This window comes from Paenibacillus sp. 1-8, from assembly GCF_056316205.1.
Window position 1 is genome coordinate 4,361,441 of record NZ_CM149995.1, and the last position, 15,040, is coordinate 4,376,480.

Annotated in this window: 16 protein-coding genes; 7 read left to right on the forward strand and 9 right to left on the reverse strand. The window is 48.6% G+C overall.

The genetic code is table 11. From position 1 onward, the window contains the following. Positions 1–31: 31 nt before the first annotated feature. Entirely contained in the window at positions 32–1,021 is a 990-nt protein-coding gene (gene trpS / locus AC0WRU_RS20080) for a tryptophan--tRNA ligase (protein ID WP_476126075.1), read from the reverse strand. Positions 1,022–1,479: 458 nt separating this feature from the next. Between trpS and AC0WRU_RS20085 the strand changes: the two genes are divergently transcribed. Further along, positions 1,480–2,445 (forward strand): aldose epimerase family protein, encoded by a 966-nt coding sequence (locus AC0WRU_RS20085; protein WP_476126076.1) that lies wholly within the window; start codon positions 1,480–1,482, stop codon positions 2,443–2,445. Between the two features lie 90 nt (positions 2,446–2,535). Next, positions 2,536–2,775: an alpha/beta-type small acid-soluble spore protein gene (locus tag AC0WRU_RS20090; protein WP_354451835.1), complete on the forward strand. Its 240-nt coding sequence runs from the start codon at positions 2,536–2,538 to the stop codon at positions 2,773–2,775. Positions 2,776–2,899: 124 nt separating this feature from the next. Here the strand turns inward: AC0WRU_RS20090 and AC0WRU_RS20095 are convergent, their stop codons facing one another. Further along, on the reverse strand, positions 2,900–3,301 hold the full coding sequence (locus AC0WRU_RS20095) for an O-methyltransferase (RefSeq protein WP_283653206.1): 402 nt from the start codon (positions 3,299–3,301) through the stop codon (positions 2,900–2,902). A gap of 259 nt (positions 3,302–3,560) precedes the next feature. Then, the gene (locus AC0WRU_RS20100) at positions 3,561–5,348 is read right to left on the reverse strand and encodes a M3 family oligoendopeptidase (RefSeq protein WP_476126078.1); all 1,788 of its coding nucleotides are present in this window, start codon (positions 5,346–5,348) and stop codon (positions 3,561–3,563) included. 97 nt (positions 5,349–5,445) lie between these two features. On the opposite strand from AC0WRU_RS20100, the gene AC0WRU_RS20105 reads away from it, so the two are divergent. Both AC0WRU_RS20105 and AC0WRU_RS20110 read left to right on the forward strand, forming a co-directional pair. Next, on the forward strand, positions 5,446–5,616 hold the full coding sequence (locus AC0WRU_RS20105; RefSeq protein ID WP_081750666.1) for a YycC family protein: 171 nt from the start codon (positions 5,446–5,448) through the stop codon (positions 5,614–5,616). Continuing rightward, the gene (locus AC0WRU_RS20110) at positions 5,613–5,849 is read left to right on the forward strand and encodes a hypothetical protein (protein WP_025682052.1); all 237 of its coding nucleotides are present in this window, start codon (positions 5,613–5,615) and stop codon (positions 5,847–5,849) included. Before AC0WRU_RS20105 ends, AC0WRU_RS20110 begins: the two co-directional genes overlap by 4 nt. 92 nt (positions 5,850–5,941) lie before the next feature. On the opposite strand, the gene AC0WRU_RS20115 is transcribed toward AC0WRU_RS20110, so the two are convergent. Next, positions 5,942–6,652 (reverse strand): DUF2225 domain-containing protein, encoded by a 711-nt coding sequence (locus tag AC0WRU_RS20115; protein ID WP_025682053.1) that lies wholly within the window; start codon positions 6,650–6,652, stop codon positions 5,942–5,944. Between the two features lie 42 nt (positions 6,653–6,694). Beyond that, complete coding sequence (locus AC0WRU_RS20120; RefSeq protein WP_023990208.1) at positions 6,695–7,072, reverse strand: globin domain-containing protein; 378 nt, start codon at positions 7,070–7,072, stop codon at positions 6,695–6,697. Positions 7,073–7,485: 413 nt separating this feature from the next. On the opposite strand from AC0WRU_RS20120, the gene ylbJ reads away from it, so the two are divergent. Both ylbJ and AC0WRU_RS20130 read left to right on the forward strand, forming a co-directional pair. Next, positions 7,486–8,820, forward strand: coding sequence for a sporulation integral membrane protein YlbJ (gene ylbJ, locus AC0WRU_RS20125; RefSeq protein WP_476126079.1), 1,335 nt, complete (start codon positions 7,486–7,488; stop codon positions 8,818–8,820). A 66-nt stretch (positions 8,821–8,886) separates the two neighbouring features. Beyond that, positions 8,887–9,690, forward strand: a complete 804-nt coding sequence (locus AC0WRU_RS20130) for an NAD kinase (protein ID WP_025682055.1) — start codon at positions 8,887–8,889, stop codon at positions 9,688–9,690. Positions 9,691–9,858: 168 nt separating this feature from the next. Here the strand turns inward: AC0WRU_RS20130 and AC0WRU_RS20135 are convergent, their stop codons facing one another. After that, the gene (locus AC0WRU_RS20135; protein ID WP_476126080.1) at positions 9,859–10,743 is read right to left on the reverse strand and encodes a YutD family protein; all 885 of its coding nucleotides are present in this window, start codon (positions 10,741–10,743) and stop codon (positions 9,859–9,861) included. A 24-nt stretch (positions 10,744–10,767) separates the two neighbouring features. Next, positions 10,768–11,670: a lipoyl synthase gene (gene lipA / locus AC0WRU_RS20140; protein ID WP_476126081.1), complete on the reverse strand. Its 903-nt coding sequence runs from the start codon at positions 11,668–11,670 to the stop codon at positions 10,768–10,770. A 249-nt stretch (positions 11,671–11,919) separates the two neighbouring features. Here lipA and AC0WRU_RS20145 point away from each other — a divergent pair, with 249 nt between their 5' ends. Further along, positions 11,920–13,023 (forward strand): M23 family metallopeptidase, encoded by a 1,104-nt coding sequence (locus AC0WRU_RS20145; protein ID WP_476126082.1) that lies wholly within the window; start codon positions 11,920–11,922, stop codon positions 13,021–13,023. 59 nt (positions 13,024–13,082) lie between these two features. Here the strand turns inward: AC0WRU_RS20145 and yunB are convergent, their stop codons facing one another. Beyond that, on the reverse strand, positions 13,083–13,889 hold the full coding sequence (gene yunB / locus AC0WRU_RS20150) for a sporulation protein YunB (protein ID WP_025682059.1): 807 nt from the start codon (positions 13,887–13,889) through the stop codon (positions 13,083–13,085). A 139-nt stretch (positions 13,890–14,028) separates the two neighbouring features. Further along, positions 14,029–14,961 carry an aldo/keto reductase gene (locus AC0WRU_RS20155; RefSeq protein ID WP_025682060.1) on the reverse strand — a complete coding sequence of 311 codons (933 nt, stop codon included), beginning with the start codon at positions 14,959–14,961 and terminating at the stop codon, positions 14,029–14,031. Positions 14,962–15,040: the final 79 nt, after the last annotated feature.

Below are 15,040 nucleotides of genomic sequence, written 5' to 3' on the forward strand. Positions count from 1 at the left end.
AACGGCTGATTGCGTTGGCCTGCGGTTTGTCTTAGCGCTTGCGGGGCAGAAACCCCATACGCTCTTTGACCGCAGCCAGCGTGATTTCAGCAGCTTCTTGCGCCCGCTCTGCGGATTGGGCCAAAATGCGTCCAATTTCACCGGACTCCCGAATGTCACGATAGCGCTGTTGAATAGGCTCCAGGGTGGCTACAACCGCCTCTGCCAGCTCTTTTTTGAACGTACCGTACATTTGACCCTCATAACGATTCTGCACTTCCTGAAGCGACAGGCCCGTACACTGGCTGTAAATTCCCATCAGATTGCTGATCTCCGGTTTGCCTGCCGGGTCATATTTAACCTCACTGCCGGAATCAGTGGTAGCACGACTGATTTTCTTGCGAATGACTTTCGGTTCATCCAGCAGAGCAATATAGCTGCCCGCATTCGGATTGCTTTTGCTCATTTTTTTGGAGGCATCATCCAATGACATAATTCGTGCGCCCACCTCAGGGATATACGGCTCGGGAACAGTGAAATAATCTCCATAACGGTGATTGAAACGACCTGCCAAATCGCGTGTCAGCTCCAGATGCTGCTTCTGATCGTCACCTACAGGAACCAAATCCGCATTGTAAAGCAAGATGTCAGCTGCCATCAGCGCTGGATATACGAACAATCCCGCACCTACCGAGTCCTTACCCGCCGATTTGTCCTTGAACTGGGTCATGCGTTCCAGCTCGCCCATATGGGTCAGGGTTGTCATCAACCATCCCAGTTCCGCATGCTGAGGTACATGGGATTGTAAAAAGACGTTGGATTGCTCGGGGTTAATACCTGCTGCAATAAATAATGCCGCCACGGCCTCCGACTGTTCACGCAATTGAGCCGGTTCCTGGGGCACCGTAATGGCATGAAGGTCTACGACCATAAAGTAACAGCGATGATCCTCTTGCAATTTGACAAAGTTTTTCATTGCACCGATATAATTGCCTAAAGTAAGCTGTCCGCTGGGCTGAATGCCTGAAAGTACCGTTTTCATATTCATCATTCCTCCTGAAATTTATTTAAATAATTGAACGCAAAAAGGCCCCGCATCCTCAAGGGACGCGAGACCGTGGTACCACCCTTATTCATTGCCTTCAGCCTGTTACTTGTCGGAGTCATGCTCCGTGGCTGCCTGCAATCTTATAGCTCCGTTAACGGGGAGCAATCGGCCGTCATACTGAGGAAGAATGCTTCCTGTTCTGTGCGGCACTCCAAGGTCCATTCAGCAGTGCAGGCTCACCGGTTCGCATCTACCACCGGCTTTCTGAAGAGCGTATGCGAAGGCTTACTTGTCCTTATCATCGCGTTATCCATGTCATTACATTGTAAACTACATTTATGATAATTCCGTATCCTGTTATTGTCAAATGACGATTGTGCCCTGCGGTCTAAAATCTGTTATCATAATGACACGAAGCTTCAACCGATTATAGTGGACAAAGGAGCATGGATATGAAACAAGTGACCAAAGAACATTGGAATAATTACGACACGTATGTTTTACATAGCCCTGAGCTGGAAGTTACGATGATCCCCCGTCTCGGGAATAATATTATCTCGGTGCGTGATCTGAAGCTGGATCGGGATATCGTACGGCGTCCTGGCGAGGAAGAACTGGCCTTTTATTTGCAAAAGCCGTATCATTTTGGCTTGCCGATTCTGATCCCTCCCGGCCGAATCCGCAAAGGACAATTCGAGTTTGACGGTGTTCCCTATCAGTTTGATCGGAATACGGCCAACGACAATCATATACATGGGCTGCATCGTAATCAATCCTGGCGTTGCAGTGATATTGAAGAAGATGAGGAAGGTTGCAGCGTGACCACCGAGCTGTTGACGGAAAGTGATCCGCACTGGATCGAGCAGTTTCCTATTCCTCTGCGTCTTGAGATGACTTACCGCTTGCAGGGACCCGTTTTGAGTCAAACGCTGCGTGTAACGAATCTGGGTGACAAAGCAGCCCCGTTCGGCTTGGGATATCACACCTGGTTTATGGTGGATGGAGAGCCTGAACGCTGGCGCTTGAAGCTGCCTGTAAACGGGGTATATGAGCAAGACGCTGAACAGCTCCCAACAGGTACAATTACCCCTTTGAATGACTTGGAGCCGCTCTCTACGGGACTTTCCCTGAAAGGAACGAATCTGGATACGCTGCTGCGAGCATCGGAGGGACCTGCTGAGGCCCTGTTGACCCGTGATGACGGTTATCAGATTCGCTACACGGCGGATGATCAATACTTTAAGTATTGGGTGTTGTATACCAAGGGTGAATGCGATCAGTATCTTTGCATCGAGCCCTATACCTGGTTGTCTGATGCACCCAATCTACACGATCCTGTGGGCGCAGGCGGTTTGATTCGTCTGGAGCCTCAGCAATCCATTAACTTGAAAACTCAGATTCATATGATATATCCGTAATTTCCCTCTATTCATTTTCCTTCCTTCGGCGCATATTTTCATAACTCTGTCGCATAATAACCTCATCACAGCCGAAGGAGGTGACTACACATGGCTAATGGAGCTAATCAAGGCAGAGGACGCCGCAGTAACAACTTGGTCGTACCTCAAGCCAACAACGCACTACAACAATTGAAATATGAAGCAGCGCAAGAGCTGGGCATCACCATTCCGGCAGACGGTTATTATGGTGACATGCCATCCCGTGAGGCTGGTTCTCTGGGAGGTTATATCACTAAACGCTTGGTGCAACTGGCCGAACAGCAATTATCAGGTCGTTCAGGTCAATAAGCGTCATTATTCCACATGAAGCATTCCGTTTATCGCATTTAACCAAAATACGATAAGGCGGGCATATAACAAAGGCGGTCTTCCCCAGGAAGGCCGCCCTTTCTTTACTCTTTAATATGGATGATTATTCGGAATTAGCCGCTCGGTATGTAGGCTTGTTATAACGGATCATGAGATTCGCCATGTTATAATTCGATTCCAGCGTAGCATCTACCAGAATGGTTCCCTGTCTGACGGCAAAATCGAAAGCAATTTCACCATGAGTCCAGCTACGCTTGTGATTTAGTGTATCCAGCGCCATACGACGGAAGTCCGCCCGATGATCTACTGACAGCCCAGGCTCCACCGCTCCAAATGTACCGCCTTTACCTGCAATCGGATTATGACGGATACCAAATTTTCCAACCACGTTGTTACGTATTTGTACAAATACAGTTCCTGACGACAAACCCGCCAGTTCATCATCCAGTTCTTTAAAAACAATATCCATCTGTCTCACTAACGACAATTGACCTACTTCGCTCATTACAAAAATCCCCCTATATACCTGTTTCAAAACCATTAATAGGTCTTATGACTCAATTATATGCGAAGCTTTTTAACGTTACAATCATAAACAACACAAATGGGCATTTATAACTAATTTCTAAGTATATCCATCAATTTAAATTTCGCTAACAGGTAATACCAACTCTAATTCGACACATTACGACTTTATTCCTCATCTTCTGCAAGAATCGCAAAAAAGGCCCCCCTCGCGAGAGACCTGATTTGGAGTATATCCGTTATTCCGTCATTTGCAAAAATTGCTCAATATCCTGAACTGTGACTTGCGCGGCATTACGCCAGAAGTCAGCCTGTGTTAAATCGGTCCCCAGATGCTTGGAGGCCAATTCTTCCACAGTCATGCGCCCCGTATCACGCAGCAAGGCATCATATTGATCGGCAAAGCCGTCGGCATTTTCTTTCGCAAAGGCGTAAATCCCGGCACTGAACATGTACCCAAATGTATATGGGAAGTTGTAGAATGGAGTATTCGTAATATAGAAATGCAGCTTGGATGCCCAAAAATGAGGGTGAGCCTCATCCAAAACACCGCTGAACGCTTCGCGCTGTGCTTGCTCCATTAATTCTCCCAGTTGTTGCGCTCCTACAACTCCTTTTTTCCGCAGCTCGTAAAAACGGGTTTCAAACAGGAAACGTGCATGAATATTCATGAAAAAGGCCACGCCGCGCTGAATTTTATCCTCCAGCAAAGCTACCTTCTCCTGACCCTCGGCAGCCGCCAGCAAAGCATCCGATACAATCAGTTCTGCCAGCGTCGAAGCCGTCTCGGCTACGTTCATCGCATAATTTTGATTCAATGGATGCAATTCATTCATCACATGCTGATGATAACCGTGTCCAAGCTCATGGGCCAGTGTCGAAACGTTGGAAGGCGATCCGGCATAGGTCATGAAAATACGAGTTTCTTTGCTAAGACGAAGGGAAGTACAGAATCCACCAGGACGTTTCCCCGGGCGATCCTCTGCTTCAATCCAGCTTTTCTCAAAAGCCATTTGAGCAAAATCAGCCATTCTTGGACTAAATTTACCGAATTGCTCAACAATCGTTACGGCTGCATCGTCGTACGAGATTTTAGTAGTAGATGTTCCAAGTGGGGCCTCAACGTCATGCCAGGACAGTTTCTCCAAGCCCAGCAGCTTCGCCTTCCGCTCCAGATATTTAACCAGTACAGGCTTCGTTTCATTAATAACCTGCCACATCGTATCCAGCGTCTGTGCGGACATACGGCTGATTTCCAGCGGCTCCTTGAGCACATCAGTCCAACCCCGGTTTTCATACAGCTTGAGGCGGAAGCCTGCCAGGTGGTTCAGCGTATCCGCACAATAGTCCTCCACCTTGGTCCATGCTTCTTCCCAACGTGTGAACACTTCTTGACGCACACTACGATCCGGTTCATCCAGCTTGTTGGCAGCCTGCCCTACGGACAGATTTACGATTTCTCCATTCTCTGGAACAGGGATAGTCATATTTTTGACAATCGTGTCATAAAAATCCCCCCAACCATGGTAGCCATCCACAGCCAGATCCAATGCGAGACTTTCCAGCTCAGGTGCCATTTTTTCACGAGCTTCGTTCCGGTATTCATTCAGGACAAAAGAGATCGGCTTAATCGCTTCCCGGTCCATCCACTTCTGCCAAATGTCTTCACTCGTTTGTGCCAGCAAGTTCTGGAAGGATACCAACGTACTTTTCCCCTGTGCATACAGCGTATTTATGCGTGCGCCCAGTTCAACAGCCTGCTTGTCATGTTGGTTTTGAGCAGTTAGACAGGAAACAAATGAACCGGCTTGCGATGCTCCGTTAAACAGCTCCTGTATAGCATTCAGCACACTATCAAGACGCTCGGTATCCAATACCGTTTGCGGTACTTTGGCTGATTTAAGCTGGGACTGCAATTGTTGAACCTTGCTCTCCAGCTCCTCCAAAAATGCTTTAAATGAGGGAGAGGAAGACCCCCCACTAAATATGGATTCCAAATCCCATGTTTGCTTCAACGGTGTTTTCATAGCAGTTCCACCTTTCTTTTTGGCGAATTCATGTGGTTTCATATACAATAAAGCTACATCGTCATGATAGAATCACTACAATTGGGAGGAATACAGGATGAGACCTTTACAAATTTCGCCGGAAACGGCTGTGAAATTATCCAAAAAGCTCGGCATTCCGCTGGAACATCTCATGCATACACCCCAGCATATTTTGATGCAAAAACTGGCCGAACTGGCCAAAGAAGAAACCGCTGACCCGAACGGCGGTGAATCGGACAAATCATGATTCCTTTTCACAAAACCTGGCCTTATGACATTGTCATGGGAGACGTTTATGTACAATCCTGTCCGTTTTGCGACCATGAGAACGTCCTGCTGCCCCTGAAGCCCAAAGAGCTTAAGCTCATACACGAAGGGATGAAAAAGCTGCTTGTGTTTCCATGCTGCCACAGCAGGATTACTTTGGTAGATTGTGATGACGATTATTTGCTGTCAGATACCACCCTGCGCCATCATTAATTCATGAGGCAATTTAGAGACAGGTAGCCGTTGTTGATAAACAAGGTGTGAACCATGAGCCTGAACCGGCCATAGTGCACACCTTTATTCCTTCAAGAGGAGCTTGCGTCTTGCATTTCCTCCGGCAGCTGAATATTCTTAGCGAGCATTTGCTCTCTCAATACAGCCCATTGTTCACGGGAAGCCCGGATCATAGCTGCGTCCATAATTTTCTTGTCATTAATGACACGTGAAAACCAGCGTACCGCTTCGTTAAAGTTGCCTGTACGTCGATGCAATTCTCCAATCAGATAGAGAAGCTTAGCATTATTCGCCCCGACACCCTCCAGCTCATAGACCCGAATATAGGAGTCCAGACTAAACTTGAGAAACCGAAGCTCCTGCTCCTCATTTCCCTGGTATCGGTACATCCACGCGATATGCTGCAACAGGCTGGCTATCACCCGCTCCTTTTCCCCGATGACCTGCGCACACAGTAAACCCAGCTTATACGTTTCCAACGCCTCTTCCCAGTTGCGATGTCCGTCATATTCGCGGGATTGCCACCGATTACCGATTTTGTCCTTAAACAGCTTCGACTGTTGATCGCTTAACTGAACGGTTGAATGCTCTGTCGAGGTAAATCCGCAATGAGGACAAACCCGTACGACATAAAAATCGGGATTTTCATTCTTGTAGTACGCGCAAAAATCTGAATCCGTACGAATGGCCTTCTTTAGGCTTGGTCTGACACGGGATGTCTGAAATTCTTCTTCGCAATGCGGGCAAGCAATTTTGATCTGATATAACGGTTCAAGTTCCAATGTTTTTACAACCCTCTCCAAAATTCGGCAATCCCCGCAAGCTTACGGGGTATTTACAAAATGATGCGCAGGACCGGACAAACGGTTAAGTATGATTGAACGAAGCGGCTCCTCAATGCCCGTATCCGTTAACGCACCTGCCATACAAGACAACCATGCCTCTGCTCGCTCCTCCGTTACGGGAAACTTCATATGTCTGGCACGTAACATCGGATGACCATATGCATCAGAAAAAAGGGACGGTCCGCCAAAAAACTGGCTCAGGAACATATACTGCTTTTCCTTTACCGGTTCCATGTCTTTAGGAAACAGGGGACTTAACAACGGATCTTTATAAACTCTCGGGTAGAAGGCCTCAATAATAGCACGAACACCTTCCGCACCCCCAAGGTTGTCATAAATGCTCAGGCTAGGATTCACTTTTTCCTCCAACTTTCTGTGCTATGGTAATAAATATACACCCGTATTATAACAAAAAACAAAAAATGACGCTAAGAATAAGCGTCATTTTATCATTTCACGTATGAGGACAGGCTTGCACGACTTGCAAACAGCCTGCCAATCTACGAATACAGCTAATAACTCCGCCAATCCTCTTCACCGGGACGGACGAGAGAGGCACGAATGACATACACAAAAGCACACACGAGTAGACCGGCAACGATGCTCATCCTGATCACTCCATCCTTAAGGTTATGGATCGTTATTTTTTTAATTTTAACATAATCTTTACAAAAACACAGCATTCCATGCAAACGCTTTCTTGTTTTTTTGGTACTCTTTGTCCATCCTCGTCATAGGAATAGTAGTAGAACTCCAAAGGAGGGGCCTCTATGTCGCTGTACCGCCGTTACTCGCTCCCTTTGCTCATTCTTATGCTGCTATTCCTTTTTATACTTATGGCGGCACACCCGCAATCTTCTCTAAATGCTGGACTTCGTGGTCTGGCTATTTGGTGGGACGTGCTTTTCCCGTCCTTATTCCCGTTTTTCGTTATTTCCGAGCTGCTGCTCGGTTTTGGCATCGTCCATTTTATAGGTGCGCTGCTGGACCCGCTCATGCAGCCCCTATTCCGTGTACCTGGCTGTGGGGGTTTTGTCGCTGCGGTCAGCTGTGCATCCGGTTACCCCATTGGAGCCAAATTAACGGCCAAGCTGTGGGAGCAAAAATGGATCACCCGCATCGAAGGAGAACGGCTGGTCGCCTTTACAACCTCCTCTGATCCGATATTTCTGATCGGTGCCGTTTCCGTCGGTTTCTTCCATCAGCCTGAAATTGCAGCCGTGCTGGGTGCTGCCCATTATGGTGGCGTGCTGATCATCGGCCTGCTCATGCGCTTCCACGGCTCCCGTTCGGGGAACGCTGATACTCACGGCAAGCGTCCCCAGTCTGCTGCAACCCCAGCAGGCCACACCGGGCAGCCTACACCAACATCCCTCACTGTCGCTCCAAATGCCAAGTCAGACACGTCCTCTGTGCAGCGACGCGGACGACTGCGCCAAGCGATATATGCCATGCATACAGCGCGCCTGGAAGATGGCCGTCCATTTGGCGAGCTGCTGCGTCAAGCTATTGCTTCCTCCCTCCGTCTTATTATTGTCGTAGGAGGACTGGTTGTATTCTTCTGCGTCATTCTGGAAGCTTTAACGAACTCCGGTTTAATGAGCGGGCTTCGCCTGCTTACAGCAAGCTTATTGTCCGCCTGTGGCCTTCCTCCTACGTTAACAGACTCCATTGTAGGCGGTATCTTCGAAGTCACTCTAGGGGCACAAGCCGCTGGTGAAGCCACAGGAGCAGCTTTGCCATTCAAGGTAGCCGCAGCAGCCTTTGTTCTCTCCTGGGGCGGACTATCGGTTCATGCGCAGGTCGCGAGTATTTTGAATACAACGAATCTCCGGTACCTGCCTTTTTTGCTAGCCCGCGCTGCGCACGGCATCATCTCTGCTCTGCTGGCTCTCGTGCTATGGCGTCCGCTCATGGGACAGGGAAGCTCGCCAGTCTTTTCTCCGATACACGATATCACCTGGTCTCCCGGCTTCTCATCCACTGTGTTGTGGCAAAGCCTGCTATTCCTCACTTGCCTGCTGATAGCCATGCTCTGTCTCTCTTGGTTGAGTGCAGGCACTAGCCGCTTATTCGCACGTCTGAGGAGAGCGTCCAGGCAATGAACGTTTGTGTTCTTGCTCATAATTGATTATGATCGGTATATACCCATGACAAAGGAGCTTTTCATCTTGAGATATTATGTTCTGGATCGCGGGGATCAGCACTCCATGGACTTGAGTCAGCAGTTTCACCGTCTTGCCCAAGAAAAGAATTTCAAGCTGGATGCCGAATCGCCGGAAATCGTCGTGTCAATTGGAGGCGACGGTACTATGCTGCATGCGTTTCATACCTTCATCGACCGACTTTCGGATATAGCCTTTGTTGGTGTACATACCGGTCATCTGGGCTTTTATGCCGATTGGCGTGCGGACGAGCTGGAGGAGCTAATCCACCTGATGAGCCAAAGCGGATCTGAGGGACCGCTTAAACCGAGAATCGTCAAGTATCCATTGATCGAGCTGGAGATTCACAAGAAGTCGGGAAATGCTTCTTTTATTGCGTTGAATGAATTTACGTTAAAAGGGGTCGATGGCACGGTCGTTGCGCAAGTGGATATTAACGATGTCACGTTCGAAATGTTCCGTGGAGACGGTATATGCGTTTCTACCCCTTCAGGCACGACTGCCTATAACAAAGCACTCGGCGGAGCTATGGTTCACCCCAGCATTGAAGCGTTGCAATTAACTGAGATTGCCTCCATCAACAACCGGGTGTATCGGACAGTTGGATCGCCATTGTTGCTACCCAAGCACCATCATTGTGATATTTTTTCGAGAAAAGATCAGCGTCTTCTGCTGACGGTAGATCATCTGAACTTCCCTGTGGATGATTTGATTTCTGTTCGTTGCCAGGTTTCCAGTCACAAAATCAGCTTCGCTCGTTATCGTCCCTTTCCATTTTGGGATCGGGTACGCAATGCTTTTCTCAATTAGGCAAGCGCTTTGGAATACACATAGAACTGAAAAGCACTAGAACATGCAAAAGAGCCAACCTTGGCTCTTTTTTGTATAATAGGGCCAACTCAATCCATGGTTAATCCTTTTGCCACAACAAAACGGCTCCTGAAATTCAGGAACCGTTTTGTTGTGGAGCTGTGAATGTTATATCTTTTTGCTTCCCTCAGCTCTTTCGGCTTTGGCAGCAGGCTGCGCCTGACGCTGGCCTCCGGAATCACGTGAGACGCGGACTTGCCGTCCCTCCCGATTTTCCTTCGGTTGACGCTCATAGCGTGGGCCACGGGATTCCTTTTTATCGAAATTCCCTTGCTGATTGCGCTGTTTCCGTGGTTCCCGGGCTTGCTGTCCTTCACCGGAAATTCGCCCGTCCTTCGCCTCACGCGGTTCTCTCGGCGGGCGCGAATCACGTGCTTCCCGTGGCTCACGCTGCCGATTCCCTTCACGTCCTTCTCTGGACGGACGGTTTTCACGGAATTCCCTCGGCTGTCGCTCACGCGGTTCCTGGAATTCCCTTGGTTCACGTCGTTGCAGCTCCTGAATTTCCTGAGCTTCACGCGGCTGCTCCACTCGCGGCTCCTCGGCTTCCCTTGACTCGCGCTGTGGCTCTGGCCATTCCCGTTCTTCTCCGTCTGCGCGTTGCAGCACTTCTTGCGGCTCACCGGCTTCAACCGTTTCCGTTGGTTCCGCTTGAGGTTCTTCCAACTGTTGATTATCCGGCGTAACGGATTCATCATTGTTTTCAATCTTGCTGATCACTTCGCGGCTCTTAAGCAGCACAAAATAAGCACAACCGAAATTACAATATTCATTAATGTAATCGTCCAGTACCGCTATGGATGTATCCTTATTGGCCTTGGGATGTCCGTCACGATAAAAGCCCTTTAGACGTAGCTGGTTGTAACCCCAATCACCAATAATATAATCATAACGCTCCAGCACTTCACTATACCGGTCACGAAAAGCTTCGGGATTCCACCCGTTCTTGTGATCCTGCAACACTTCATAGTTTTTACCACCGATATGAAACAAGCTAATCTGACCGCCTTTCCCGGATCAAGCCTGCGAAAGGGCGCCTTCTTCCTTATGCTGAGCGGCGGACTTCACCTGCTCATGCGCTTGGTAGGAGCTGCGGACCAACGGACCGGATTCGACGTGGCTGAACCCCCGTTGTAATCCCTCTTCCTTTAACTTCGCAAAATCTTCCGGTGGGTAATATTTTTGCACATATAAATGTTTCTCGGATGGCTGCAAATATTGTCCAATTGTCATAATATCGCAATCGACTTTACGCAGATCATCCATGGTTTGTAAGATCTCGTCCCACTCTTCTCCGACACCCAGCATGATACTGGATTTGGTAGGGATGGACGGATTTAATTGCTTCGCACGTTGAAGAAGCTCCAGAGAGCGACGGTATTTGGCCTTGGCCCGAACTTTATCGGACGTCCGCTCCACCGTTTCAATATTATGATTCAAAATATCTGGTTTGGCATCCATGACAATACGCAGCGATTCGATATCGCCCATAAAATCAGGAATCAACACTTCTACGCTGCAAAAAGGCAAGCGGCGGCGAATCGCAAGCACCGTTTCTGCAAATATAGTAGCTCCTCCATCCTTCAAATCATCGCGGGCCACACTGGTTACGACACAGTGTTTCAAATTCATGTTTTCAGCCGCTTCCGCGACGCGTTCAGGCTCCTGTAAGTCCAGTTCCGTAGGCATTCCCGTATTCACTGCGCAAAAACGACACGCACGCGTACAAATATCACCCAAAATCATAAATGTAGCTGTCCTGTTGGCCCAGCATTCATATATATTAGGGCATCGCGCCTCCTCACATACGGTGTGTAATGTCTTGGAACGCATCATGCTCTTGATTTCCTGATAGTTATCATCTGTCGTGAGTTTAATACGAATCCAGTCGGGCTTGGCTTCCTTCACTTTTCTAGACAATGGTATAAACCTTCTTTCTGATAAGCTTGAGCTGTCATTGCCATACATTATAACATGAAAGCCATGGAAAAACCTCCATTCATTGTTCCCTTTTTGATATGACTTTGATGCCGGAAAAGTAAACTCCTTAGATGGATAAAAGCGACGGATATGGCTCAACCTAAACCAAAGTGCCCGTACCGATGCCGTTGGATGCGGGCCTGTAATCTACGGGGGCTGTCAAGCTCCCTCATGAGGAGGTCGGTTCACGTGCCTTACCCTAAACGTACAGTTCGCGCTATTCGCCTGTTGCCGCTGCTGTTGTGCGCCACTACACTGACAATGGCCTGTCCGCTTCCTGCTCAGGCCTTGGCTAAACCTTTAGAAGCCTCATCCCAAAGCATCCAGACAGCACATGTTGCTATTCCAAATTCCCAGTCATCACTGTATAAATCGAGGCTTGCTCTATATCGTTCCGTCGAAGCCCTGACAGGGATTCCGTGGTACAGGCTGGCCGCTATCGACCAGTATGAACGCACGCTTACGATTGCGCGTCCCAAGGATCGCAAGCATGGGGAGCGAGTCACAGGTATCTTTGTCACAGGCCCCGTCTGGTCCGGTTTGATGAATCCTGATCCCGAGGACCGGTATCCACGTTCCATTTCTTTTTTTTCCGGGCTGGGACAGGACGGCTCGGGTGACGGAATTGCCGACCGCGATAATGACAGGGACTTGCTGTTCAGCATGGCCTCTTATCTCGGTAAATATGGAATCACCCAGGATGAATTTTCCATTGCAGTATGGGAATATTACCACAACAGCCGCGCGGTTCAAAGAGTGCAGCAGTTTGCCAAACTGTATCGGACCTATGGAAAGCTGGAGCTTGGCAAACAAGCCTTCCCGCTTCCCTTGGGCAGCATTTATAGCTATCGCAGCACTTGGGGCAGTCGTCGGAGCTGGGGCGGTTACCGCATTCATGAAGGAACAGACCTGTTCGCCGGCTATGGCGTACCAGTTCGAAGTACCTGCTACGGCGTAGTCGAAATGAAAGGCTGGAATCCTTTCGGTGGATGGCGAATCGGGATTCGGGATCTCAACAATCGCTATCACTACTATGCGCACCTCTCCGGCTTTGACAAGACCGTTCACAATGGGGACATTGTCACGCCAGGTCAGATTATCGGCTGGGTCGGTAGCTCGGGTTACGGCAAGCCCGGTACCCAAGGCAAATTCCCGCCACATCTACACTATGGGATATACCAGGACAGCGGTTGGACGGACTGGTCCTTTGACCCATATCCGTTATTAAGACAATGGGAGCAAACGGAGCGCAAAGCGCTCAAAACCAGCAAAGCAAAAGGGACCTCCACATAAGGTCCCTTTTGCTTTGCATATACAACAATCAAGCCCTCTCACATTCCACTTGCCTTCGCTTATGGCGTTGGGGATGAAGTGGTGGGTTCATCTTCCTGCATTTGTGGAACACTCTCTATGCCGGAATCCGCAGCACCGCCTGTCTCTGTCGAATGGGGTGGAAGCGCCAAATTGGGGGCGACAGCTCCATTTTTACCAACAGGCTTACCTTGATTATCATAGTAATACATCGGGACATTGCCCACCACGAGCAAATAAGACACCGGAATTTCCGTCTCCACAACCTGAGGCTGCATTTCAAAAGGAATCACGACGGACACCTCCGTCGTAATCCGAATATACACTTCCACCAAAACCATGTTGATGCCCGCATCCTGCTGGCGTGTATTTAAATCTACCTTGATAGCTCCATGCGGCTCCACCTTGAGTGGAACCTTCGGGCCATAAGCAGCCAGCAGCGGACTACCCAATGCCTGACCGATCGGAACACTCTCATCAAAATGGCTCATGCTGTCCATCGTTGCCTTGACTGCCTTGAGCGTATCCGAAGTAATTCTCATATGCTCCGCATAATTCAGAACAAAGCCGGAGGTTTTCCCTTGCGCATCCGTTCTCCATTCGATCAGTTTATCAGCGGTCTCGCCCTGCTCTACCTGCGCAGTAATCGCTGAATTAATGGCCTCCGTCGCCATTTGCTTGACCCGCACTTTTGCCAAATGCATCATAGGCGGCTTCAAATGCTGCTCTACATAAGAGGCAACCTGTACGATTCCTACCAGCAGTATCAGCCCCACAATGAGCCATACTCTGTGTCTTCCATGTCGCCTTCTGTTAGGCCTGCTGTGCCAATGCGGTCTTCTCTTCATCCCGATCCCTCCGCAGCGATGAGCTTACCCTACAAGGATATGCAGCGGGTACACGAAAAAGAAGCTGCCCGTCCGGCAGCTCCTTTTGGTGTACTAAAAATATATAATTTCCGATGTGATTCTTAAGATTATTTGAAAATTATTTAAAAATACGGTCAATCTTTTCAATATCTGCCTGACTCAGCTTAACATCCAGCGTTTTCAGATTCGCTAGCACCTGCTCCGGCCCCTTCGCCCCTGGAATGAGGGCATCAATCGAATCGCGGGTCAAATACCATGCGAGCACAACATGAGCGACCTCTGCATTCAACGCATTGGCAATCTCCCGTACCTGCTCCACTTTGTCCAAAATACGAGCAAATGCTTCTCCCTGAAACAATGGACTTTTCTCTCTGTTGTCTGTGAAGGTTGTGTCTTTCGTATACTTACCGCCCAGCAATCCGGAAGCCAGCGGGAAATAAGGCACAAACGAAATGCCATTAGCCTTGGTGTAAGGCAGCAGTTCCTTCTCAGCTTCCCGTTGGAGCAAATTATAATGGGATTGAAGCACATCTACATAGCCGTCACTATTCGCATCCTTCAATTGTTCAATGGAAAAGTTAGATACGCCAATGGCCTTAATTTTGCCTTCGTCCTTGAGCTTCTTCAATTCTCCGACAGCCTCTGCCTTCGGCGTAGCTTCATCCGGGAAATGGATATAGAACAGATCAATATAATCGGTCTGCAATCTTTTCAGACTGGATTCGACGGATTCACGTAAAAAAGCAGGCGAGTTGTCAACAACAACCTCTCCGTTCACAAATTTGTGTGCCCCCTTGGTCGCAATGACAGCTTCCTCACGTTTGCCGCGCTCCTTCAGCACCTCACCGATCAACCGCTCTGAGTGCTCAGGTCCATAAATAAAAGCCGTATCCAGAAAATTGACGCCGTTATCCAAAGCTGTGCGAACAACTTCTTTGCCCGTTTCATCGTTCAAACCGGAAAAAAGATTATGTCCTCCCACCTTATTTGCACCCAAACCGATTGGTTTTACATATAGATCTGTTTTGCCAATACGCACTTGCTCTGCCAATTCACGTCATCTCCTTTTCGAAAGTTACTTCCATTTTAATATTAGATTCCAAAAAAAGCAAATATAATATACTTAAAAT